The organism is Exiguobacterium artemiae, from assembly GCF_033342815.1.
Classification (GTDB): domain Bacteria; phylum Bacillota; class Bacilli; order Exiguobacteriales; family Exiguobacteriaceae; genus Exiguobacterium_A; species Exiguobacterium_A artemiae_A.
Window position 1 is genome coordinate 50,888 of sequence record NZ_JAWPEN010000001.1, and the last position, 24,349, is coordinate 75,236.

Sequence of the window (24,349 nt, forward strand, 5' to 3'; positions counted from 1 at the left end):
TGGATGAACTCCTCTCTTATTTCCGTTAGCGACGCAGACGTGGGTCGAACGCATCACGTAATCCATCGGCTAGCATGTTAAAGCTGATCATGACAAGTACGAGGATTGTCGATGGGATGACGAGCAAGTAAGGGAATGTTTTTAATTCTTTGTATCCCTCATTGATCAATGTACCCAGTGATGGTTGCGGTGGAGCAAGACCAAGACCGATGAAGCTTAGGAAGGCCTCGAAGAAAATCGCACCTGGAATCGTGAACATCAATGAAATGATGATTGTACCGAGTGTATTTGGAATCAAATGTTTGAATACTAAACGTGCGCTAGAAGCACCAAGTGTACGTGCTGCAAGAACAAATTCCTGGTTCTTAAGTTTCAGGATTTGTCCGCGGACGAGTCGGCTCATCCCAATCCAGCCGGTGATCGTCATCGCAAGGATGATTGTCGTGATTCCCGGTTCAAGAATTAAGATGAACAAGATGATTAAGATCAAGTTCGGAATCCCTGTCAGAATTTCCGCAATCCGTTGCATGATGTTATCGACGCGTCCACCGTAGTAAGCAGAGATACCGCCGTACGTGACACCGACTAGAACGTCAATGATTGCTGCAACAAGACCGATGAAGAGTGAAATCCGTGTTCCTTCCCAGATACGTGACCATAAGTCACGTCCGAGATGGTCCGTACCGAACCAGAATGTATCTTTGACTTGTTTTGTTTCATAAAAATCGATTGGCTTTTCACCAAGTGTTGCCATTCCGTCAAAACCAGCCCATTCGAGACCAGTGATTTTTGGTGGAAGTTTAGCTTGAGTAATCGTTTGGGTATAAGCATCTCTACCGGACAACATTGGTCCGAATAGTGATAACAATGCGATGATGACGATGATAACGAGCGACAGGATCGCCGCTTTGTTTTTACGAAGTCGTGTCCATGCATCCTGCCAGAAGTTTAAGCTTTTTCCGGCAATCCGCTCACCCGCTTGTTCATTAAATTCTACTGGTTGGAACAACGAGGAATCGAACTGCTCCGCTTTTGCGTTTGAATTTTGTTCTGCCATTATTTGCTACCCCCCAAACGAATCCGTGGATCGACGACACCGTACAGAATATCGACGAGCAAGATCATAAAGATAAAGACTGCCGAGAAGAACAGCGTTGTCCCCATGATAACCGTATAGTCATTTTGTGTGATTGATGAAACGAATAATTCACCAAGACCCGGTACGGCAAAGATTTTTTCAATGACGAATGTTCCGGTAATCAAGGCTGCTGTCATTGGTCCAAGAATCGTGATTGCTGGAATCAAAGCGTTACGTACCATGTGTTTCCAAGTGATGGATTGACCATCTAGGCCTTTTGCCTTAGCGAGTGTCACGTAATCCTGACCGGTGACTTCAAGCATCTCCGTTCGAACGAAACGGGCAATCGAGGCCGTTACCCCAAGTGATAAGGATACCGTCGGAAGAATCGTATGTGCTGGACTTTCCCAGAAGGCTACTGGCAATACGCCCCATTTCACTCCGATATAATATTGAAGAAGTGACGCAAATACGAATGATGGCACGGAAATCCCAAGTACCGAAATGAACATCGCACCGTAGTCAACTGCTGTATTGTGGCGAAGAGCCGCAACAACACCGAGAACAAGACCAAGTAATACACCGAGAACGAGGGCTTGAATACCTAGTTGAGCTGATGGTCCAATTCGCTCCATGATTAAATCTGTTACTGGACGGCTGTCATATTTAAATGATACGCCGAGATCCCCTTGTACCAAGTTGACCATGTACGCTGCATAGCGTTGTGGAAGCGGATCATTCAAGTTGTATTTATCCCGCAGGATATCCAACTGTTCAGGAGAAAGTTTTTCCTGGTTTTGGAACGGTGAACCTGGTAACAGATCCATTAGGAAGAAAGTGAACGAAGCGATGAGTAAAAACGTCAGTACGCCGTAAACAAGGCGTTGAGCTAAATAACGGCCCATAGATGGCACCCCCTATAAAGATTTTCTGTTTTTTTCGAAACATCAATAAAATCAGTATGACCCAAAATTGTCGGAACATTCAAGAATTTTGTTATAAAAATTAAAATTCTTTTTTATTTTGGACTGATTGACGCCCCCTGGCCGCTGTTTTTTCACAGTTAACCAATATTTCAGAATTTTTCGTTTGATTCCATTATACTTTGCTAACAAAGTAATTAGAACCCATTTTTTACGAAAAGTTCACATTTCTGATAACAAAATGAGTTTCCATTCAGAAAAAAACGTATAAAACAGGAGCGTACCTTGAAAACGTTCTCAAGGACGCTCCAATTTTCAATTACTTCACATCAACGTACTTGTACTGGAAGTCAGCACCAAAGACTTGACGGTTAAAGTCTTTGACAGACGGACGGCTCAAGAAAGCAGCTCCTGCTTGATAGATCGGCGCGATGGCTTGATCTTTTTCAATCAATTGTGATTCTGCTTGCTTAAAGAGATCAAGACGTTTTGCAACATCTGATTCTTCATTGGCAGCGTTCAACAATTTATCGTAAGCAGACGATTTGTAATTTACGTCGTTTTGACTGTTTGTTGATTCAAAGATCGACAAGTTTGACATTGGATCTTGGTAGTCAGGACCCCAAAGTGCATACGACATCTGATAGTCGCCCTTCGCTTCTAAATCAAGTTTGTTTTTAAACGGTTGTTGTTTGATTGAGACGGTAACATTCGGAAGGTTTTTCTCGATTTGTCCCTTCATGTACTCACCGACTTTTTTCGCATCTTCACTGTCGAATGACAGGAGTTCGATTGTCGTTTTCTTGTTACCGTTTGCTTTTTTCCAAAGATCAGCTGCTTCTTTTGCATCACGGTCGAACCAGTTGATGTCGCTTGTGTAGTCTTTCCCTGCGTCATCTTTGATAAATTCTTTCGGAATGAAGCTTGTTGTCGGGATTGAACCGTTCGCAAGTAACGTATCCGTGATCCCTTTCGGATCGATTGCACGGGCAATTGCTTTACGTGCATCGACGTTGTTCATTGTTGCGTCTTCGTTGTTGAATTTCAAGTAAGCGATTGATGAACGGAGTGCTGTCTTGAACTCAGGTTTTGATTCATATGTTGCTACTTGTTCAGATGTCAATCCGGCATAATCGATTTCATCCGTGTCATAGAGATTCGCAACAGTTGAGTTGTCTTTGACGACGCGGATTGATACTTCATCCAATTTCACGTTGTCTTTATCCCAGTAGTTTTCGTTTTTCGTCAGAACACGTTTTGAATCCGTTTTCCAAGAAGTCCAAACGAAAGGACCGTTGTAAAGTAATTTATCCGGTTTGAGCGAGAAGTCTTTTTTGTTTTTGTTATAGAAATCTTCGCTGATCGGTGTATACGTTCCGAATGATGTCAGTGAAAGGAAATACGGTGCCGGACGCTCGAGCTTAACTTCGAGAGTTTTATCGTCAATGGCTTTAACACCTAACTCATCAACCGGTTTTTTACCTTGTGAGACGTCAGATCCGTTTTTAAGCGTATCAAAAATATACGCATAACCGGAAGCCGTTTTAGGATCGACGGCACGTTTCCATGCAAACTCGAAATCCTGTGCTTTGACGGGAGTACCGTCTGACCATTTTGAATCACGGAGTGTGAATGTATATGTGAGATTGTCACTTGAGATATCTGTTTTTTCAGCAAGTGCCGGAATCGCTTTTCCGTCTTTATCGAGACGGTAAAGACCTTCCATCGTGTTACCGATCATGTTGAAGGCAACAGCATCTGTTGCTTGTGCCGGGTCGACCGTCGTAATATCAGAAGTATCTGTTAGACGTAAGACCTTTTTCCCGTTAGAAGAACCTGCATCTTTATCTCCGTCACCTGTTGTTGAACACCCTGCAAGAACAACGCTTCCTGCAAGCATAACTGATAACGCGAGACCGACTGTTTTTTTATTCATCGGTGAGTCATCTCCTTTTCTTTTTTAAAAACCGCTACAACTAATCGATTTTTAGACATCTCGTCGAAACTGCCTCAACGTTCCCCAAAACGCATTGACCTAGTTTCAAAATCTTAAACGAAGTGATAAATTGATTTTATGTGAGAATAACAATAACGTCAAGTGAATAGTCACACTATTTGCTATTTTACACGCTCTGAATAATACAGAGTCGTAACTGTCCTTGACTTTGCGTATAATGAAATCATCATCTTGCCGTAGGAGGTTCATCATGTCCGCCAAACTATTTCGTCCGCTTTTGATTGCCTTGATTTTAACAACACTCTACACGATTTGGGCCGTTGTCGCCGATGCGACCCACTCCCTGAGTTATCACTTGTCCGGCGGTTTATTCATTGCCGGTTTTCTGTTACTCGCAATTGGATTTTTCTCCAATATGTCTGCCAATGGATTTTTTAAAGGTGTCACTGCCGGCTTCAAAAAACAACGTGAAGCAAAATTACGCGAAGTCGACGGTGATTACTACGAAGACGAGGATGAAGAAAGTGAACTCTTGGAAGCAAAACAAAAACGGGCTTCCAACCGGACAGTTCCGTATCTCTCCAGTGGTTTTATCTGCATCGTCGTTTCATTGCTTTTGTCATTCATTTGATTGAATTTTAATGACGTTTTGAATAGACATGTGATAAAGTGAAGATAACATTATAGAGAACACAGTGAAGAAGAGTAGTACATCTGATCACCACTTACAGAGAGTCCATGGATGGTGGAAATGGACAGTCGGCACAGATGGAATGGACTTCGGAGTGGCTGATTCGAAATCATGTAGAATCAGACGGGTCTGCCCGTTACAGCAAATGAGCGGCTAGTGTTCTAGCAACTTGGGTGGCAACGCGATGACTCGTCCCTTGATAATTTCAAGGGACGAGTCATCTTTTTTATTTCATTTTTTGGAGGGAATCTCATGAAAACTATCTTTTCAGGTATTAAACCAACGGGTACGGTCACACTCGGTAACTACATCGGAGCAATGAAACACTTTGTGAATCTTCAGGATGAACATGATGCGTACTACTGCATCGTCGATTTACACTCGATTACAGTCGAAATTGACCGGGTCGAACTGATGAACAATACGCGTGCACTGGCTGCGTTGTACATCGCAAGTGGATTAAATCCCGAAAAATCAACGATCTTCGTTCAATCGGAAGTCAAAGCGCACGCGCAACTCGGTTGGATGCTAACATGCCTGTCCGGTATGGGTGAACTGGAGCGGATGACACAATATAAAGACAAGTCGCAAGGAAAAGACCGGATCGGTGCCGGATTGTTTGTTTATCCGACTTTGATGGCCGCGGACATTCTACTGTATGACGCAGAACTCGTGCCGGTCGGTGACGATCAAAAACAACACATTGAATTGACACGTGATTTGGCACAGCGCTTCAACAGCCGATACTACGAAACGTTTAAAATGCCCGAACCGGTCATCGCTGAAACAGGTGCCCGCATCATGAGCTTGACGTCTCCTGATAAAAAAATGTCAAAAACAGATACGAATCCAAAAGGTTATATCTCAATGCTTGATGCACCGGATGTCATTCGGAAAAAAATCAAGTCTGCCGTCACGGATTCAGAAGGCATCGTTCGGTTTGACCGGGAAAACAAACCCGGCGTCTCGAACTTACTTGAAATCTATTCGCTGCTTGCCGGTATTTCTATTAAAGACTTGGAAGCGAAGTATGACGGATTAAACTACGGTGTGTTTAAAGCAGATGTTGCGGAAGTCATCGTAGCGGAACTCGAACCAATCCAGCAACGGTATCACGAGCTGATTGATTCAGAAGAACTTGATTTGATTCTTGATCAAGGGCGCGATAAAGCGGAACTGGTAGCCTCACGCAAATTGGCGAAAGTCGAAAAAGCGATGGGTCTTCAACGTAAACGGGCAAAAGTAAAAAAATAATTTCAGTTGTTTTTTAATGAAATCCGGGTGGCAGATTCCAATTCTGCCACCCAGATTTTTTACAAAAAATCAGCTGTTGCGTCAACCGCTTTTCAACTAAAAAAAGCGCTCCCGGTTAAGGGAACGCTTATCATACTTATTTTCCTTCGATAGAAGCCCATTTGTACGAGAAGTCTGCGCCGAAGTTATGTTCGACAACACCTTTAACGTATGGTTTAACGAGGAATGCGCGTCCGCGCTGATAAACAGGCGAGATCGCTGCTGAATCAAGAAGGATTTTCTCAGCATCTTGAAGTTCAGACCAACGTTTTGCTGCATCTGTTTGTGTTTGTGCATCTTTGATAAGTTTATCGTACTCTTTGTTTGACCATTTACCACGGTTGTATGGTCCGTCAGTCAAGAAGAGATCGAGGAACGTCATTGGATCTTGGTAGTCAGGACCCCAGCCGGCGAATGAGAATTCAAAGTCGCCTTTGTTTTCGAGATCCAATTTGTTTTTGAACGGTTGTTGCTTGATTGTGACTTTCATGCCTGGAAGGTTCTTCTCAAGCTCACCTTTCAAGAACTCACCGATTTTCTTCGCATCATCACTATCGTAGTTAAGGAGCTCAAGTTCAACCGATTTTTGACCGATTTCTTTTAAGCCCTCTTCCCATAGTTTTTTCGCTTCGTCTGCATTGTACTCGTTGAATGTCGGGTACTTTTCACGGAAGTCTTTTCCGTCAGCATCTTTCGCGAAGTCTTTTGGTACGAGGTAGTTTGCAGGAAGCGAACCGTTCGCCAAGATGACGTCCGTGATTCCTTTTTTATTGTAACCCATGTCGATGGCACGACGGATTTTTTCATTGTTCAAAGCTTTGACTTTCGTGTTCAAGTAAAGGTAGAAGATTGTTGACTCCCCTTTAGTTTTGAACTCTTTGTTGTCTTGGAACTGGGCAACGAACTCTGAAGAAAGACCAGCACGATCGATGTCGCCTTTTTCGTAAAGGTTAACGCCTGTCGCAACTTCTTTAACGACTTTAACGTTGATCGTGTTCAGCTTCACGCTGTCTTTATCCCAGTAGTTATCGTTTTTGACCATTTTCCAGCCTTGTTCACGTGTCCATTCTGTTAATTTGAATGGTCCGTTGTAAAGTGATTTATCAGCTGTTGAACCGAAGTCCTTACCGATTTTTTTCGAAAGTTCTTCTGATTTCGGCATGAATGGTCCGAATCCAGTTAAACCGAGGAAGTAATCAGCTGGTGCTTTTAATTTTACTTCGAATGTCTTGTCGTCAACTGCTTTGACGCCAACCGCATCACGCTCGCCTTTTTTCGTGTTGTATTCTTCAGCACCTTCGATGTTGTAGAAAACATACGCGTATTGCGAAGCATTATCCGGGTTCAAGACTTCTTTCCAAGCATATTCGAAGTCTTTTGCTGTGATTGGTGTACCGTCCGACCATTTTGCATCACGTAGCTTGAATGTGTAAGTCAATTTATCGTCAGAAACTGTGTGACTTTCAGCAATACCCGGTGTCGGCTGTTGCTTGTCATCTAAACGATAAAGACCTTCCATCGTGTTGTTCAAGACGTTGAACGACACGGCATCCGTAGAAGTTGTTGGGTTAAGCGTTGGAATATCAGCACTTTCGATCAAGTTTAGCGTCTGCTCACTTGATTTCTTGTCCGAACCTTTGTCGCCCGATGATGTGTCATTTGAATCAGTCGTCGAACAAGCTGCAAGGAACGCGCTTGAAACGAGGGCTACAGATGTAGCCAGTGCAAAACTTTTCTTTTTCATGATACGATGACCCCCCTAAAATTTCCAAAGCTAGTAATCTAAGGTTTTTGAGCGAAAAAAAAAGTCGTAACTTTTTATTCAACCAAAACCTCTCGTTACAAATAGTTTACAATGTTCTGATAATTTTGCAAACCTTTTATCCGATTTTTCTAAATATTTTTTCAAAACAATTTGAAAATAAGTGGAATTTTTAGTTTTTTAGTTTGTTTATTATAAAATATGATGGGATTTCTTTATATAAAAAAGGCGATTTAACGGTCATCTGAACCGTTAAATCGCCTTTTTGTTTCTGTTCCGTACGAGATTATGCGTGATATCGTTTAAAGACAAGCGAAGCATTATGACCACCGAACCCAAGCGAGTTGCTGAGGGCATACTCGACGTCCCATGACCGGCTTCCCTCACGAACGTAATCGAGATCACACCCTTCACTTGGATTCTCCAAATGAATTGTTGGGTGAACCGTTTGTTCCTGCAACGATTTAATTGTTGCGATGGCTTCCACTCCACCGGCACCGCCGAGTAAATGACCGATCATCGATTTCGTCGAGTTGATGGCTAATTTTTCAGCATGTTCGCCGAAGACTGTATGGATTGCTTTCGTCTCTAACACATCATTCATTGGTGTACTCGTTCCGTGTGCATTGATGTATTGAACGGCAGCCGGTTCGATACCTGCATCTTTAATCGCCATCGCCATTGCGCGCGCTCCACCGTCACCATCTGGATCTGGTGCTGTAATATGGTACGCATCGGCTGTTAATCCGTATCCGCTGACTTCTGCATAGATTTTGGCACCGCGGGCGATCGCATGTTCATACTCTTCAAGTACCAGGATTCCGGCACCCTCGCCCATGACGAATCCGTCACGCCCTTCATCAAACGGACGACTTGCCGTGTTTGGGTCATGGTTCGTCGACATCGCTTTATTGGCACAAAAACCAGCAAATGCAAGATTGGTAATCGGTGCTTCAGATCCACCAGCAATCATGACGTCCGCGTCGCCGCGCTCAATGACGCGTAACGCTTCACCAATCGCGTTTGTACCGGAAGCACATGCAGTGACAGAACAGTTATTCGGTCCTTTTGCTCCTGTATAAATCGAAACTTGGCCACTCGCCATGTTTGGAATCATCATTGGGATGAAGAATGGGCTGACACGACGATGTCCCCGTTCAAAATAGATTTTCGCCTGTTTTTCAATCGTCTCGACGCCGCCGATCCCGGATCCGATCCAGACGCCGATACGTTCAGCATTGGCTTTAACGTCCAGTTCAGCATTTTTGACGGCTTCCATACTTGCGACGAGCGAATAATGAACGAAACGGTCCATTTTCCGGGCTTCCTTTGCTTCAATGAATTCTGTAACATCAAAATTCTGTAATTCTCCTGTTACTTTCGTCGGATACTCATCGATATCGAGACGTTCCATCGGACGAATCCCGTTTTCACCGGCTTTTAAGGCATTCCAGAATGTATAGACATCATTACCGATTGGCGTCAGTGCGCCCATACCTGTTACTACTACACGTTTTCTCATCATTTTATGTGTTCTCCCCTTTAGTCCAAGTAATGTAAGCTGCTCCCCATGTCAAACCTGCGCCGAATCCAGCGAGGACAAGTGTCGTCCCCGGTGACAATCTTCCTTGTCGCCGTGCCTCTTCTAGTGCAAGTGGTATTGACGCAGCAGATGTATTCGCATGTTCGTCAATCGTCACGATTACTTTCTCTTCTTCAATTCCAAGTCGTTCACGTGCTGCATCAATAATCCGTAAATTCGCTTGATGCGGAATCAGTAAATCAAGTTCGGCCAGTGTTCCGTCCGCTTTTTGAATGACTTTCTCCACGATGTCCGGTAACTTGCGGACGGCGAACTTATAGACTTCCCGGCCGTTCATTTCAATCGGACCATCCAGGTTTTTAAATAACAGATGTGCTCCGCGGCCATCTGTGCCCAGTTCAAAGGCATTCAATCCTTGTTGCTCGGTTGGACCGAGGACAACTGCTCCGGCACCATCACCAAACAAGATGGCTGTCGACCGGTCTGACCAGTCAACGATGCTTGACATCTTCTCTGCTCCGATGACGAGTGCGTGTTTTGATCCCGTTGCCGTCATCATACTCGAAGCCGTCTGTAGGGCAAAAATGAATCCGCTGCACGCTGCGCTAATATCAAAAGCTGTCGCACCGAGTGCGCCGATTCGCTCCTGAACGATACAGGCAGTCGACGGGAAAGCACGTCCGGTTGCCGTTCCGACAACAATCAATCCTATGTCGTCTGCTGTCAGGTTAGCATCTGCTAATGCTTTTTCCGCTGCTTCCGTCGCTAAATCCGTAACATCGACTGCATCATCTGCAATCCGCCGCGCCCCGATTCCTGTACGTGTCCGAATCCATTCATCACTCGTATCGAGTGTCGCTGCTAAATCATCATTTGTCATCCGATGTTCGGGTAATGATGTACCGAGTCCTATAATTCCGATATTCATATGATTGCTCCTTTGAAATTAGTATCTGGTACTAATATAAAGCGTTAAACACATTTTGTCAAAGAGAAAAGAAGGCCTCCTATTGAGAGACCTTCTTTCACAGTAATCCAGATTACTCTGAATCAGCTAATGTGCGGACGACTTCCATGACCATCTTCGCTGAATTAATCGAAGCAATCTCCAAGAATTCATCAAATGACAGGGACGCTTCTTCATCGGCACTGTCAGAAATCGAACGTGTCACGACGAACGGGACATCGAATTGATGGCAAACTTGCGCAATCGGTGCCGCTTCCATCTCAACTGCCGCGACATCCGGGAAGTTCGTTTTAATGAGATTTGAACGCTCCGTATCATGAATGAACGAATCACCTGTCACGATCAAACCATGGACGACCCGAATCGTATCCATTCGTTCAATAACAGCTTCCGCTGTTGCAATCAATTTTGGATCCGCTGTGTAGGCAGCCGGCATTCCCGGTACTTGACCATACTCGTAACCGAACGCTGTCACGTCGACGTCGTGATGACGGACTTCCGTCGAAACGACGACGTCACCGACTTTCAGACCAGCTCTGAATCCGCCGGCTGATCCGGTATTGATGACGGCACTTGGCTTAAAATGATCGAGCAACAACGTCGTTCCGATTGCTGCATTCACTTTTCCGATACCGGATTTTAAGATAACGACCGGTACACTGTTCAACAGCCCTTCGTAAAAATGATAGTTGGCAATGACCGTATCTTTTCGTTCCGATAATTCATTTCGAAGTAAGTTTACTTCTTCTTCCATTGCTCCGATAATTGCGATCGGCATCTCTTTTTCCCCCGTTCAAACAGAAAACCGGATTGCTCCGGCTGCTGTTAATTCGTATTTACTTGATTGATGTAATTTTTACAGCGAAATCTCCGCCTGGTGCTTGAACGGAAACTTGCTCGCCGACACTGTGCCCGAACAGGCTTTTCGCAATCGGTGATTCGTTCGAGATTTTCCCGGTGAACGGATCTGCTTCTGCACTACCAACAATCGTATATGTTTCTTCTTCGTTGTCTTCAAGGATCAAGAATGTAACTGTCGTCCCGATCCCAACGACCGAGATATCCTTCTCATCTTCCGAGATGATGGCAACGTTGCGTAACATCTCTTCTAATTGAGCAATCCGGCCTTCGACCATTGCTTGTTCTTCTTTCGCTGAATCATATTCCGCATTTTCCGACAAGTCACCAAATGAACGGGCGATTTTAATATTTTCGACAACTTCTTTACGGCGGACTGACTTCAGTTCGTTTAATTCGTTTTCAACATTCGCTTTACCTTCAAGCGTCATGTAATACTGTTTTTCTGCCATTTTTGTCACGCTCCTTTTTATTCCACTAGTATAGTATATTCACATCTTTTTTGGAATCAATATCCTCTTTGATCAAGTGAAGACCGATAATCGAGAATCGCACGGATCTTCGTGACGAGTAAATCAATCGCCACGTGGTTTTCGCCACCTTCAGGAACAATGATGTCTGCATACCGTTTTGTTGGTTCACAAAACTGAAGATGCATCGGACGGACGACTTTCGTATACTGCTCGACGACGGAATCAATCGACCGTCCCCGTTCGTTCATATCACGTTGCATCCGGCGCAGGATCCGAACATCGGCATCTGTATCAACGAAGACTTTAATATCCATCAATTCCCGTAAACGTTCGTCTTCAAGCGCCAAAATACCTTCGACGATGATGACGTCACGTGGATCAAGTGGAATCGTTTCCGTTGCACGTGTATGGGCAACGTAATCATAGACCGGTTTTTCAACAGCCTGGTTTTCGCGCAACGCTTTGATATGTTCAATCAGCAAATCATTGTCAAAGGCAAACGGATGATCATAGTTTGTTTGATAGCGCTCTTCCATCGATAATTCACTTTGGTCCTTATAGTAAGCATCCTGCTCGATCATGACGATGGATTCACTCGGGAATGCGTCGACAAGTGAACGTGCGACCGTCGTCTTTCCTGAACCAGTTCCTCCAGCCACACCAATTACAACCGGTTTTTGCATTGAATTCGTACCTCCATCATTCATTCCGACTTCACTTTCCGACTGACGGACACACCGTCTCCAAGCGGGAAAATCGTCGTATCATATTGGTCTTGCTCCATCATCCATGCCGTAAATTCTTTGACCAGACGGACAAGCCGCCGTCTTCTCCGGTCAAACGTCTTCGGATCCGTCTCCAGGACATCCCCGTGCAAAAATAGGTTATCCGTATATAAAACTCCGCCTATTGGCACCAATCGCCCATAACCGTTAAAGAATTTTTTATACTGCCCTTTGGCCGCATCGATGAACACGGCATCAAACTGCTCGTCAAGGGTTTCGGCTAATTCTACTGCATCCGCAAAAACGATGTCAATCCGGTCCGCAACGTCCGAACGTTCAATGAACATCTTGGCCTCGGCGTATCGTTTCGCATTTCGTTCAACGGTCGTGATGCGGGCATCCGGCAAGGCGCGAGCCATCCGAATAGCACTGTACCCAATCGCTGTGCCGAGTTCGAGGATTCGTTTCGGTTGTTGTAACGTCAACAACGATAATAAAACTTCCGATCCCGTCAGTTCGATGATTGGAATATGGTGCTCTTTCGCGTATGCTTCCATTTCCTGTAACAAGGAATCACGTGGCCGAATCATCCCTTCGACATACGCTGTAAAATCATTCATTCGGAATTCACTCCTTCTGCGCATAAACAGGTTGACCGGGAACGAACATACCGTTCCCGATCAACCTCCTGTTCATTGCTCTTTACTTGCTTCGTATTCGACCCATTCCGGTTTGTACTTCACAACATTACGTTGATGTTCCTCATAGGTTTCCTCATAAAGAATTTGACCGCGTGGATTTTTATCACTTGGTGGTCGGGCAAAGAAATAAACATATTTCGTCTTTTTAGGATTCAGGACGGAAAGAATTGAATCTTCACTGACGGTTGAAATCGGACCGATCGGAATACCCTCATACTTGTACGTATTGTATTTCGAATTATTCTCCAAATCCTTTAATGTCGTCAATGCTGTATTTTCTCCTGTACCGTACCAGACCGTTGGATCCGATTGGAGTTTCATCCCGTCGTTCAGTCGGTTCGTAAAGACACCGGCAATCTCACGACGATCGTCTGGTGTCGCGGCTTCCCGCTCAACCATGGATCCGAGACTCAACACTTCATGGAAAGTCATGCCTGATTTCTTAATGGCATCGGCATTTGCATCATAAATCTTTTCCATCTCATCCAACATCGTTTCGGCAATTTGATTGATGCTTTTTCCTTTGTCGAATTCGTATGTCGCCGGGAAGAAATAGCCTTCAAGTGAATAGAGGACGCCCTGCTTCGTTACTTCATCTGTCAGCATTGGATACTTTTCAATCAATGTTTTGATATATGCCTCATCTGTCAGGGATTTACGGATGGAGTCAGCTTTAAAACCGGTTGCTTTCGCGATGATGGCAATTTGACGATCCATCGTGATTCCTTCAGGAAGCGTGATTTTGACATCCGCTGCTTTCATAATGGTTCCGGTCTTCAATTCATTGATGATTTCGTCCGGTGTCATCGCTTGAGTCAACGTGTATGTTCCGGCTTGGAATGACGATTCATTCTTATAGCGGACATAATAGCGGAAAATCGTTTCATTCGCGATTAAATCTTTTTCTTTAAGAATGCTTGAAATCGTACTTGTACCGGCGCCTAAAGGAATCTCAACCTTGACAGACTTCGTCGCCTCTTCGTTGACCGGTTCGAGTGAACTCTTTAAAAAGATGTAGATGGCTGCTCCTGCTACTAAGAAAATCGTGAACAATACTGAAAGGATGATTAACGTTATCCGGCGCGATGTCCGGCGACGTTTCTGTTCGATTTCAGCATTTTTCTTCCATTCATTCTCCATCGGTTCCTCCTTCTTCTCTTAAAACAAGGTGATATCGAAAGAGCCATTGCTCTGACGACACCACCTTATACACGAGTCGGTTTAGTCAAGCTCGTCTTCTAATGTATTAAAGACTTCTTCAATTTCATCCCAAGTTTCTGCATCATCTTCTGCGATTGGAACGAGGTTGAAATCATCATCACCGTCACCGTACTCTTCTAACTCATAAACGAAGATGTCGACTTCTTCTGCTTCATCATAATCCGCGCCGACCGGCTCGAGGAAAATGTAAGTTTTGCTTGAGCGTGGGCTTTCATACCGTAAACGCTCGGCAAATTTAAATTCGTTGCCTTCTCCATCGGGAATTACGTAATGTGTAGGTTCATTCTGTTGCATCATTCATCCGCTCCTTTAATGCAGCCTCAAGTTCATCCCAAGTCTGCTCATCGTTTTCATCAATCAGGCTCAATTCAAAATCATCTTCGCCTTCGCCAAACTCGTCGATTTCACAAATGATTAAATCATCTGCGCCCTCTTCCGGATGACCGATCATTTCGAGAAATAAATAGGTCTTGCCGGTTCGCTCACTGACATAACGGTACCATTCTTCGAAAAGATGTTCGCCACCGTCTTCATCAGGAAAGAGATACTGCCGTTTTTCTTCAGACATCTCATTTCCTCCTTATCGATTTGCCCGATCCAAATAAGATTGCAGGATCATGACTGCTGCCATCTTATCGATGACTTGTTTCCGTTTTTTCCGACTGACATCGGCATCGATCAGCATACGTTCTGCCTGCATCGTCGTCAGTCTCTCGTCGACAAGAACAGTCGAAAGACCCGTCTGGGTTTCGATTTCACGCGCGAACGCTTCACTCGCCTCAGCTCTGGGACCAATTGACCCATTCATGTTTTTCGGATGTCCGATGACGATGATTTCGACACCGTATTCCTTAATAATTGCCTCGAGTCGTTTGAAGGCGACCGGGTATTCAGGTTCTGTCCATTTGATGGTTTCGACGCCCTGTGCTGTCCAGCCCATCAAATCACTCACCGCAACACCGATCGTCTTCGAACCGACATCAAGTCCGATGGCACGCTTCATTTTTTGTCTCCACTCTCCGATAGATAAGATTTCACGAGTTCTTCCAGTAGTTCATCACGCTCAATCTTTCGGATCATATTACGTGCATCGTTATGACGAGGAATGTAAGCAGGATCACCGGAAAGTAGATATCCGACGATTTGGTTGATCGGATGATAGCCTTTTTCTTCTAAAGCATGATAGACCGTCAGCAATACTTCGCGTGTTGCCGCCTGGCTATCGTCTTCTGGAAAATTAAATTTCATCGTTTGATCCATCTGACTCACGTTAATCACCTCTTTCATTTACACTACTTCTCTATTATGCCAGTGATTGCACGTAATGTGAAGTAAACGCAAGAGCTTCGTTTAATTTTGCAGGATCTTTTCCGCCGGCCTGTGCCATGTCCGGACGACCGCCGCCACCGCCGCCGCAACGTGTCGCTACTTCCTTGATCAGTTTACCGGCATGGTACCCTTGATCGATTAAGTCTTTTGAGACACTTGCAACGAGGTTGACTTTATCTCCCTGCGCACTACCGAGCACGATGATTGCCGAACCGAGACTTGACTTCAGTTCATCCATCATACCGCGAAGGGCATCCATATCCGAGACGTCGACTTGTTTAGCAAGAACCTTTACACCGTTGATTTGCTCGACATCATCTTTTAATGATGCAGCTTCGATGTTTGCAAGTTTCGCCTGCAATGATTCATGTGCCCGTTCTGTTTCACGAAGCTGGACTTGAAGTGCTTCAATTCGTCCCGGTACTTCCGTCGTTTTCGTTTTCAGGACACGTGCTGCCTGCTCGAGTGTCTGCAGGTGACCGTTCATGACATGGTATGCTCCAGCGCCAGTGACCGCTTCGATCCGTCGTGTTCCGGCTCCGATTCCTGATTCGGAAACAATCTTGAACAGACCGATTTCTGCTGTATTGCGAACGTGGATTCCGCCACAGAGTTCGATCGAATATGTTCCAGCCGAAACGACACGAACCGTCTCGCCGTATTTTTCACCAAACAGTGCCATTGCCCCTTTTGCTTTTGCATCAGCAATGTTCATTTCTTCAATTTCCACTGCAAGTGATGCCCAAATCGCTTGGTTGACATCCTGTTCGATTGTTGCTAATTCTTCAGCCGTCACTGCTCCGAAGTGCGAGAAGTCAAAGCGCAGACGATCCGCCGAAACAAGTGAACCTGCTTGGTTGACGTGTGTTCCGAGTGTGTCTTTCAACGCTTTATGCAACAAGTGGGTTGCCGTATGGTTTTTTGTGATGGCTTGACGCGACGATGCTTCGACCGCAGCATGAACGGATGCATCCGCTAAAGCAATCCCTGTCCGAACCACAACGGTATGCAGATTTTGACCGTTTGGTGCTTTTTGGACATCTTTGACATCGAGGACGAAATCCGGACCCGTGATCGTTCCTGAGTCAGCGACTTCTCCGCCGCTCTCTGCATAAAATGGTGTAACATCAAGCAACAATTGTGCTTCTTCGCCGGCAGCAACTTCTGTTACCCGTTCTCCATCATGCAACAAAGCAATGATTTTTGCATCCGCCTCAAGGTCCGTATAACCAACAAATTGACTTGGAACAGTCAAAGTTGCCAATACTTCTGATTGTTGTTGCATCGAACCGCCGTCTTCACGGGCAGCACGGGCACGTTTACGTTGCTCATCCATTGCCAGTTTAAATCCTTCTTCATCGACGGACATCTGGTGATCTTCTGCGTATTCAACCGTCAGTTCAAGCGGGAAACCGTACGTATCATACAAACGGAAAGCATCTTCTCCGCTGATGACATGTTCGCCGTTATTTTTGGCTGCTTGTGCCACTGTGTTCAGGATGGCAAGACCGTCATGCAGTGTCTCGTGGAATCGCTCTTCCTCGTTTTTGATGACACGTTTGATGAAATCTGCTTTTTCCGGAACTTGCGGATAAAAATCGACCATGACGCTACCGACTGTATCAACGAGTTCGTACATGAACGGACGTTCGATTCCGAGCATTTTGGCATAACGGACAGCACGACGGAGCAGTCGGCGTAAGACATAACCGCGTCCTTCGTTCGAAGGCAATGCTCCGTCTCCGATTGCAAAAGCAACCGTACGGATATGGTCGGCGATGACTTTGAACGCAACATCCAGTTTTGTGTCTTCACGATAAAGTTTACCGCTGATTTCTTCCGTCTTGTGAATGATTGGCATGAACAGGTCCGTGTCAAAGTTTGTCGGCACATCTTGCATGACACTCGCCATCCGCTCAAGACCCATCCCGGTATCGATGTTTTTACGCGGTAATTCCGTATAGTTGCCGTGTCCGTCATGATTATATTGACTGAACACGATATTCCAGATTTCAAGGTACCGTTCGTTCTCGCCGCCCGGATATAGTTCAGAGTCGTTCGGATCGTCTCCGAAAGCCGGTCCGCGGTCGAAGAAAATCTCCGTGTTTGGACCTGAAGGACCTTCCCCGATTTCCCAGAAGTTATCTTCAAGCGGAATGATGCGCTCAGCCGGCACACCCAGTTCGAGCCAGATTTGACGTGCTGCATCGTCTTCCGGATGAATCGTCACGGAAAGACGTTCCGGATCAAGACCGTACCACTCGTCACTCGTCAAGAGTTCCCAGCCCCATTTAATCGCATCTTCGCGGAAGTAATCGCCGACCGAAAAGTTTCCGAGCATTTCAAAAAACGTATGGTGACGCGCTGTTTTCCCGACGTTTTCGATATCGTTCGTCCGGATGGATTTCTGTGCATTGACAATCCGTGGATTTTGCGGGATGACCCGTCCGTCAAAATATTTTTTTAGCGTAGCAACACCCGAATTGATCCACAGTAACGTTGGATCCTCAATCGGAACGAGTGATGCGCTTGGTTCGATTGCGTGCCCTTTAGACTGGAAAAAGTCGAGATACATTTGACGGATTTGTGCACCCGTCAACGGTTTTAATGGTTTCATCGAAAATACCCCCATTGATTAATTTGTCCTGAACGCAAAAAAAACGATACATTCATCCCTGAAAAGGGACGAAAGCATCGCTCTCGTGGTACCACCCTCGTTCGTAAAGACAACTGCTCCCTTTACCTCGAAAAATCCGTTAACGGAGATTACCCGCAAGTGTTTGCACTCGACTCCGGAAGGAGCTTCAATCGAATCGTCATGAAGATGGTTCCAGCAATCCCATCTCTCTCTGGTCATGAAAACTACGATCTACTTATCTTCCATCAACGTTTTGCGTCCATTCATCTACCGTGATTATTACCTATCTGATGCATTCAGTCAAGTCTTTGTCATACCGCCGAGCCGTTCAATGAGCCGTGTCCGCCGGCGCGGCTCTTCCTCTTGTGATGCTTTATGGAAGGCACGGGGATCTCCGAACAACAGCAGACTGGCTTTGGCCCGAGTGACGGCCGTATAGATGAGGTTCCGGGAATGCTTGAAGGCACCGGTGAAAAAGACCGGCATCAACACAATCGGAAACTCCGATCCTTGCGCTTTATGAATCGTAATCGCATAAGCATGCGTAAATTGATCCCAGTCACTCCGGTTATATTCAACTTCCGTCTGATCGAACCGGGCAATGATTTTATCCACCTTATCGACATTTTCCTTTGCAAAAAAGATATTGACGATTTCACCGATATCACCGTTGTAGACATTCTCTTCCGCATTGTTGACGAGCTGAAGAATCTTGTCTCCGCTCCGGTAAATCCGTGTCCCTTGTTTGACTTCCCGTTTTTTCGGCGCTTCCGGATTGTAGACTTTTTGCAGAACGATATTCAATTCGTCGATACCCACTTGTCCGCGGTACGTCGGCGCTAAAATTTGAACGTCAAACTTCGAATATCCTTTTGCCAGTGCTTTTTCGGCAAAAGCCGCGATACCGCGCAACGATTCCTGCGGAGCAAGCGAATAAAAACGACGGTCGGATAAAGGGGCCAGCAAATCAGCCGAAGTGACACGGTTTTTTAAATCGTGGGCCAACCGGAGAATCGAGGAATCTTCCGCTTGACGGTGGACGACGTTGAGTCGGACGACTGGAATACCGTCCGTATCCATCAAGTCGGCAAGCACTTGTCCCGGACCGACCGATGGCAGCTGGTCCCGGTCGCCGACGAATAAAATCTTCATCCCGTTTGGCACGGCCCGTAACAAACTCGATAACAGATAGATGTCGATCATGGACGATTCATCGATGATCAGTACTTTACCGGCAATCGGTTGGTCTTCGTCCAGCTGGAAGTTCGTCCCATCATATTTTAATAGGCGGTGAATGGTCATCGCCGGAACATCGGTTGCTTCCGACAGCCGTTTGGCCGCCCGTCCGGTTGGGGCGACGAGCACATACGGATAGACTTCACCCGACTTGACCTGGCTTTTTTCAAGCGGCCAATCATGGATTTCCTGAAGCGCATGCAAAATCCCTTTGATGACCGTCGTCTTCCCGGTTCCGGGTCCACCTGTCAGAACCATCAACGGCGCCTTGACCGCAAGCTCAATCGCCTCCCGTTGCTGAACGGCGTATTCCATACCAAACCGTTCTTCGAGTTGACCGATGGCTGACAAAATCGTCGCAACATCGACTTCCTGCTCGGATCCGTTCGCCATGACACGGGCCAACTCTTTTGCCGCCCGGACTTCCGCATAGAAAATCGTCGGCAGATACAAACAACCTTCTTCGAGTTTGACCTTATCTTCCGTCAGCAACAGCTCGATAGCTTGTTCCAGGCGTTCACCCGGATCCTCGCCGAGTAGACGCGGTGCCCGCTGTAACAGGGATTCGACCGTCGCGAATGCATGCCCTTCTCCAGCTTCCTGCTCCAGTATATGCATGATTGATGCTGCGACCCGTTCCGGATGCAATCCGACAAGTCCGAGATGCGAGGCAATTTGGTCGGCCGTCTTAAAACCGATCCCGCTGACCTCATACATCAAGGAATAAGGATTTTCACGAATTCTCGCCATCGCATCCCCTTCGTACGCTGCATAAATCTTTGCTGCGAGTTTTGGGGTGACATCAAACGGAGCTAAAAAAAGCATCAGTTGATCGACACCGTATAAGGTCGCGAGCCGGCTGAAGATGACATCCGCCTGCTTCTGTTTTAATCCCGGGACACGATCGAGCGCTTTACTGTCCTTTAAGATGATATCAATGGCATCTTCACCGAGCGCATCGACGATATTTTTCGCTGTTTTCGGACCAATGCCGGTAAACGATCCGTTCGTCAAAAAACGGACGGCGGCGTGTTTCGTCATCGGGACCGAACGCCGGATCAACTCTGCTTTTAGTTGTTTGCCGAATCGCGGATGATCAATCAACCGTCCGAATGCTTGATACGTTCCGCCGAGTTCGATTCCGACACCGGTTCCCGTGACGACAAGCTCTGTTTCTTTTAGTTCAAAGTTTTTTTCCTTGATCGCCATCAGGACGATGGAATGGGCTTCTTCTTCGGAGGAAAAAAGCACACGTTTGATACGACCGACTACTTGATGGGGGTGCTCCATCACTCCACCTGCTCTCTTTCTGGACTCCGTTACTCAGTTATTATCATAGCACTCGTTTAAGGGATTTTAAATGAGGGAAACATTCCTTGATATATTATCCGAATGGAGGAACAAACATGGGACGTCTACCGATCGCAGGATTATGTGAATTAGTTTTGGAAGTGCAGGACATGGACCGGGCCGTCGCCTTTTGGAATGGAACGCTCGGTATTCCAATCGTCGAACAATGGGCACCGGAAGATGCAGAGCCGAGTCATGAACAGGAAAAACAGGATGGGGTTTGGGCGACGTGGTTGTACATCGGAGGAAACACCCGTCTCGGTCTTTGGCTCAAACGGGACTTTACGATGGAAGAACGGACCGTCAAGAACCTTCCTGTGACAGAGTGGGACAGTCTGTATGATGAAGGCGGCGTCCATGTCCATTGTGCCTTTTATATTGAGAAAAACGAATTTAACGAAGCACTTGATTTACTTCGGGGTGCATCGATTGACGTCAAGATTCGGGAATGGGATGAACAGGAGACCTCCAATGACAAGGAATACTCGGCTTATTTTAAAGACACGGAAAACAATGTCATTGAGCTCTATACGAAAAATATGGATGAAGCCTATGAAGATTTTTCCGGTCCTCCGCTTCGCATCGTCCGTGAAGTCGGGCACTAAAAAAGACTCTGCTGAATCGATTGCCAAAAGCCGCCGACAGCAGAGTCTTTTTCCTGGTTATTTCAGTAAGGCATCCATTTTTGCTTTGGCATCCTGCGCCAGCGTATGGTTTGGCTGATAGGCAAGAACGGTTTCGAGCTCCGTATAACATGCTTCCTGCTGACCTAAAAAGGCCAGTGCGATGGCGTAGTTGTAACGGGCATCCGTATGCGTATCTTCAAGCAACAGAACTTGTTCGAAAATTTCAGCCGCTTCTTCTATCTGCTCGTTCTGAGCAAGGGCAAGACCGTACTGGAAGGCGATTTCGACATCCACCCCGTTCAGTTCCGTCGCCTGTTTCAAACGCGGAATCCCCCGAACCGGATCCCCGAGCTTTTGATACGTCAGACCGAGCATGAAATGGAGATTGGCATCATCGAGTCCGTGCAGCAACGCAAGACGTAACGACTCTTCCGCCTCTACCAATAGATCCGCCGAGAAGTATAATGCACCTTTGGCATAATGGGCACTGGCGAACGTCGAATCAATCGTCAAGGCTTTATCGTAAAATCGGAGTGCCCGGTCGGCATCATCCATCGACTGGAGTAATGTCCCCAAGTTGACGTAACCGGTCGGGTCGTTCGGCTGTTCTTCAATGGCATCATTAAAAGCTTGAGCCGCTAATTCATAATTACCGGATTCTAAATGGCGGAATCCGACTTCGTTGTAATTCATCCCAATCTCTCCCTTATGCAAGATACGTTAATGCTTGACCTGCTTTGTAGGCATCGTCAATCGTTGCTCCGCCGAGACAGACATCTCCGTCATAAAAGACGACGGCTTGTCCGGGAGTAATCGCCCGTTGCCGTTCGTCGAACGCGACGTCCAGACGTCCGCCGTCGAGGACACGGACCGTGACCGGTGTATCCGTCTGACGGTAACGGAACTTCGCCGTACAGCGGAATTCTGTTCCGGCCGGCATCGTTGCCGTCCAGCTGATATCAGAGGCATATAATCCTTCTGAGTAAAGCAATTCATTGTGGAACCCTTGCTCAACGAACAGGATGTTGTCTTGCAGGTTTTTCCCGACGACGAACCACGGCTCACCGTCTCCACCAATCCCAAGACCGTGACGTTGTCCCATCGTGTAATACATCAGACCGTCATGACGCCCCATTGTTTTACCGTCGAGTGTCCGCATTTCACCCGGTTGTGCCGGCAGATACTGACTGAGGAACTGTTTGAAATTCCGTTCCCCGATGAAACAAATACCCGTTGAATCTTTTTTCTTGGCCGTCGCAAGGTTTGCTTCTTCCGCGATTTTCCGGACTTCTGATTTTTCCATATGTCCGATCGGGAACATTGCTTTCGCAATTTGATCCTGTGACAGCTGGTTCAGGAAATACGTTTGGTCTTTGTTTGTATCGACGCCGCGCAATAATTTATGCTCCCCGTCTTCATAGACGGCACGGGCATAATGCCCCGTCGCAACGAAATCGGCGCCTAAGCGCATCGCATGGTCAAGAAATGCTTTGAATTTGATTTCTTTATTACACATGACATCCGGATTCGGTGTCCGGCCGAGTTTATATTCATCGAGGAAGTACGTAAAGACTTTGTCCCAGTACTCTTTCTCGAAATTGACCGCATAATAGGGGATACCGATTTGGTTGGCGACGGCAATGACATCTTCGTAATCTTCCGTTGCTGTACAAAATCCGTTTTCATCTGTATCGTCCCAGTTCTTCATAAAGATCCCAATGACGTTGTATCCTTGTTCTTTTAATAAATAAGCCGTAACGGACGAATCGACACCGCCGGACATTCCGACGACGACCGTTGTTTCTTCCGGTGCTTTTGCGCGTGTATTCATTGTTTTCACCTCTTAATTGTTCTGAAACGATTTTACGACATCTATCAGGCCTTGCGCGAGCAGTTCGACTTGTGACACGTCGTTTCCTCGGCCAAAGCTGATCCGAACCGATTGTTTCGTCCGCGGATTTTCACCGTACATTGCTGACAGGACATGCGACGGTTCCACCGATCCTGCCGTACAGGCACTTCCACTCGACACGGCAATTCCCCGCATATCGAGCATAATTAAAAACGGTTCAATCTCAACGTTTGGGAAGTACAGATTGATGACTTGCGGCAACCCGTCTGTCCCGTTGACTTCAAAATCAATCGTTGAGGAACGAAGCCGCTCGAGCAATGTATGCCGCAACAGTTGATACTGCTTAACCTGTTCTTCGCGTTCCATTGCCGTCAGCCGGACTGCTTCCGCAAAACCGACGATCCCGGCGACGTTTTCCGTTCCGGCACGGCGCTTTCGTTCCTGTTCCCCGCCATACGATTGTGGAGCCAGTTTGACGGCAGAACGGATATATAATAAGCCGACGCCTTTGGGTCCGTTGATTTTATGACTTGATGCGGACAGCAAATCGATTTGCATCGCTTCCACGTCGATCGGCGATTTCGCAAAAACTTGGACGGCATCGGTATGGAAAATAATCTGTTGTTCCCGGAGGAAACGACCGCATGCCGCAATCGGCTGGACCGTCCCGACTTCATTGTTTCCGAACATGATCGATACTAGAATCGTATCCGGCCGAACGGCTGCCCGTAACGCCTCTTCCGTTATGATACCGGACTCCGGTATTTCGAGATACGTCACGTCGAATCCCCGTTTTTCCAGTTCCTCGAATGCATGAAGCACGGCATGATGTTCAAACCGTGTCGTGATGACGTGACGGCCTTTCGACTGATACTGCATCGCGGCACCGATGATGGCATAGTTATCCGACTCCGTGCCGCCGCTCGTAAAGAGAATTTCCGTCGGTTTGGCGTTCAGTTCCGTTGCTATCATTCGTCGTGCCGTGTCAATCGCAGCCCGCCCCGTCCGTCCGAATGCATGGACGCTTGACGGATTCCCGAATTGTTCGAGCATGTAAGGTGTCATCTTTTCCAAAACTTCCGGACGCATCGGCGTCGTTGCCGCGTGATCAAAATACATCATCGTT

General features: G+C 46.4%; 23 protein-coding genes and 2 other annotated features. Of the genes, 3 read left to right on the forward strand and 20 right to left on the reverse strand.

Features of this window, described 5'->3' with window-relative positions; translation table 11 throughout:
• Positions 1-25: 25 nt before the first annotated feature.
• The 3 genes from opp3C to R7V76_RS00295 form a co-directional block, all read right to left on the reverse strand.
• Positions 26-1,057 (reverse strand): oligopeptide ABC transporter permease, encoded by a 1,032-nt coding sequence (opp3C, locus tag R7V76_RS00285; protein WP_012370925.1) that lies wholly within the window; start codon positions 1,055-1,057, stop codon positions 26-28.
• Positions 1,057-1,983 (reverse strand): oligopeptide ABC transporter permease, encoded by a 927-nt coding sequence (opp3b, locus tag R7V76_RS00290; RefSeq protein ID WP_114595363.1) that lies wholly within the window; start codon positions 1,981-1,983, stop codon positions 1,057-1,059. Before opp3b ends, opp3C begins: the two co-directional genes overlap by 1 nt.
• 337 nt (positions 1,984-2,320) lie before the next feature.
• On the reverse strand, positions 2,321-3,937 hold the full coding sequence (locus R7V76_RS00295; protein WP_318090734.1) for a peptide ABC transporter substrate-binding protein: 1,617 nt from the start codon (positions 3,935-3,937) through the stop codon (positions 2,321-2,323).
• A 271-nt stretch (positions 3,938-4,208) separates the two neighbouring features.
• Between R7V76_RS00295 and R7V76_RS00300 the strand changes: the two genes are divergently transcribed.
• A complete protein-coding gene (locus tag R7V76_RS00300) occupies positions 4,209-4,589 on the forward strand; it encodes a DUF3899 domain-containing protein (RefSeq protein WP_318090736.1) in 381 nt (126 codons plus the stop codon).
• 55 nt (positions 4,590-4,644) lie between these two features.
• Positions 4,645-4,849 (forward strand) — a binding site (T-box leader).
• Between the two features lie 52 nt (positions 4,850-4,901).
• Positions 4,902-5,903: a tryptophan--tRNA ligase gene (gene trpS / locus R7V76_RS00305; protein WP_290827161.1), complete on the forward strand. Its 1,002-nt coding sequence runs from the start codon at positions 4,902-4,904 to the stop codon at positions 5,901-5,903.
• 136 nt (positions 5,904-6,039) lie between these two features.
• Here trpS and R7V76_RS00310 read toward each other — a convergent pair whose 3' ends face one another.
• From R7V76_RS00310 to recD2, 14 genes are all read right to left on the reverse strand, one after another.
• Complete coding sequence (locus R7V76_RS00310) at positions 6,040-7,686, reverse strand: peptide ABC transporter substrate-binding protein (protein WP_318090739.1); 1,647 nt, start codon at positions 7,684-7,686, stop codon at positions 6,040-6,042.
• Positions 7,687-7,990: 304 nt separating this feature from the next.
• Positions 7,991-9,229, reverse strand: coding sequence for a beta-ketoacyl-ACP synthase II (gene fabF, locus R7V76_RS00315; RefSeq protein WP_318090740.1), 1,239 nt, complete (start codon positions 9,227-9,229; stop codon positions 7,991-7,993).
• Position 9,230: 1 nt separating this feature from the next.
• Complete coding sequence (locus R7V76_RS00320; RefSeq protein ID WP_318090742.1) at positions 9,231-10,175, reverse strand: beta-ketoacyl-ACP synthase III; 945 nt, start codon at positions 10,173-10,175, stop codon at positions 9,231-9,233.
• A gap of 112 nt (positions 10,176-10,287) precedes the next feature.
• On the reverse strand, positions 10,288-10,992 hold the full coding sequence (mtnN, locus tag R7V76_RS00325; protein ID WP_318090744.1) for a 5'-methylthioadenosine/S-adenosylhomocysteine nucleosidase: 705 nt from the start codon (positions 10,990-10,992) through the stop codon (positions 10,288-10,290).
• A 58-nt stretch (positions 10,993-11,050) separates the two neighbouring features.
• Positions 11,051-11,524, reverse strand: coding sequence for a transcription elongation factor GreA (gene greA, locus R7V76_RS00330; protein WP_012370935.1), 474 nt, complete (start codon positions 11,522-11,524; stop codon positions 11,051-11,053).
• Positions 11,525-11,580: 56 nt separating this feature from the next.
• On the reverse strand, positions 11,581-12,228 hold the full coding sequence (udk, locus tag R7V76_RS00335; protein WP_012370936.1) for a uridine kinase: 648 nt from the start codon (positions 12,226-12,228) through the stop codon (positions 11,581-11,583).
• A 20-nt stretch (positions 12,229-12,248) separates the two neighbouring features.
• Positions 12,249-12,890: an O-methyltransferase gene (locus R7V76_RS00340; protein ID WP_318090749.1), complete on the reverse strand. Its 642-nt coding sequence runs from the start codon at positions 12,888-12,890 to the stop codon at positions 12,249-12,251.
• 72 nt (positions 12,891-12,962) lie between these two features.
• On the reverse strand, positions 12,963-14,111 hold the full coding sequence (gene mltG / locus R7V76_RS00345) for an endolytic transglycosylase MltG (protein WP_318090751.1): 1,149 nt from the start codon (positions 14,109-14,111) through the stop codon (positions 12,963-12,965).
• 81 nt (positions 14,112-14,192) lie between these two features.
• Positions 14,193-14,486 carry a DUF1292 domain-containing protein gene (locus R7V76_RS00350; protein ID WP_026827849.1) on the reverse strand — a complete coding sequence of 98 codons (294 nt, stop codon included), beginning with the start codon at positions 14,484-14,486 and terminating at the stop codon, positions 14,193-14,195.
• A complete protein-coding gene (locus R7V76_RS00355) occupies positions 14,473-14,760 on the reverse strand; it encodes a DUF1292 domain-containing protein (protein WP_012370940.1) in 288 nt (95 codons plus the stop codon). The genes R7V76_RS00350 and R7V76_RS00355 overlap by 14 nt, the downstream gene beginning before the upstream one ends.
• Positions 14,761-14,772: 12 nt before the next feature.
• Positions 14,773-15,195 (reverse strand): Holliday junction resolvase RuvX, encoded by a 423-nt coding sequence (gene ruvX / locus R7V76_RS00360; protein ID WP_012370941.1) that lies wholly within the window; start codon positions 15,193-15,195, stop codon positions 14,773-14,775.
• Positions 15,192-15,461: an IreB family regulatory phosphoprotein gene (locus R7V76_RS00365; protein ID WP_026827846.1), complete on the reverse strand. Its 270-nt coding sequence runs from the start codon at positions 15,459-15,461 to the stop codon at positions 15,192-15,194. The genes ruvX and R7V76_RS00365 overlap by 4 nt, the downstream gene beginning before the upstream one ends.
• A 34-nt stretch (positions 15,462-15,495) precedes the next feature.
• Positions 15,496-18,138 (reverse strand): alanine--tRNA ligase, encoded by a 2,643-nt coding sequence (alaS, locus tag R7V76_RS00370; protein ID WP_318090757.1) that lies wholly within the window; start codon positions 18,136-18,138, stop codon positions 15,496-15,498.
• A gap of 61 nt (positions 18,139-18,199) precedes the next feature.
• Positions 18,200-18,417 (reverse strand) — a binding site (T-box leader).
• Between the two features lie 42 nt (positions 18,418-18,459).
• The gene (gene recD2 / locus R7V76_RS00375; RefSeq protein ID WP_214763558.1) at positions 18,460-20,685 is read right to left on the reverse strand and encodes an SF1B family DNA helicase RecD2; all 2,226 of its coding nucleotides are present in this window, start codon (positions 20,683-20,685) and stop codon (positions 18,460-18,462) included.
• 116 nt (positions 20,686-20,801) lie between these two features.
• On the opposite strand from recD2, the gene R7V76_RS00380 reads away from it, so the two are divergent.
• Positions 20,802-21,350: a VOC family protein gene (locus R7V76_RS00380; protein ID WP_318090762.1), complete on the forward strand. Its 549-nt coding sequence runs from the start codon at positions 20,802-20,804 to the stop codon at positions 21,348-21,350.
• Positions 21,351-21,407: 57 nt separating this feature from the next.
• Here R7V76_RS00380 and R7V76_RS00385 read toward each other — a convergent pair whose 3' ends face one another.
• From R7V76_RS00385 to R7V76_RS00395, 3 genes are read right to left on the reverse strand one after another with little or no spacing between them, the layout of a single operon-like run.
• Entirely contained in the window at positions 21,408-22,064 is a 657-nt protein-coding gene (locus R7V76_RS00385; RefSeq protein WP_318090763.1) for a tetratricopeptide repeat protein, read from the reverse strand.
• A gap of 13 nt (positions 22,065-22,077) precedes the next feature.
• Complete coding sequence (mnmA, locus tag R7V76_RS00390; protein WP_214763553.1) at positions 22,078-23,202, reverse strand: tRNA 2-thiouridine(34) synthase MnmA; 1,125 nt, start codon at positions 23,200-23,202, stop codon at positions 22,078-22,080.
• Positions 23,203-23,214: 12 nt separating this feature from the next.
• A complete protein-coding gene (locus R7V76_RS00395) occupies positions 23,215-24,345 on the reverse strand; it encodes a cysteine desulfurase family protein (RefSeq protein WP_318090765.1) in 1,131 nt (376 codons plus the stop codon).
• Between the last annotated feature and the right edge of the window lie 4 nt (positions 24,346-24,349).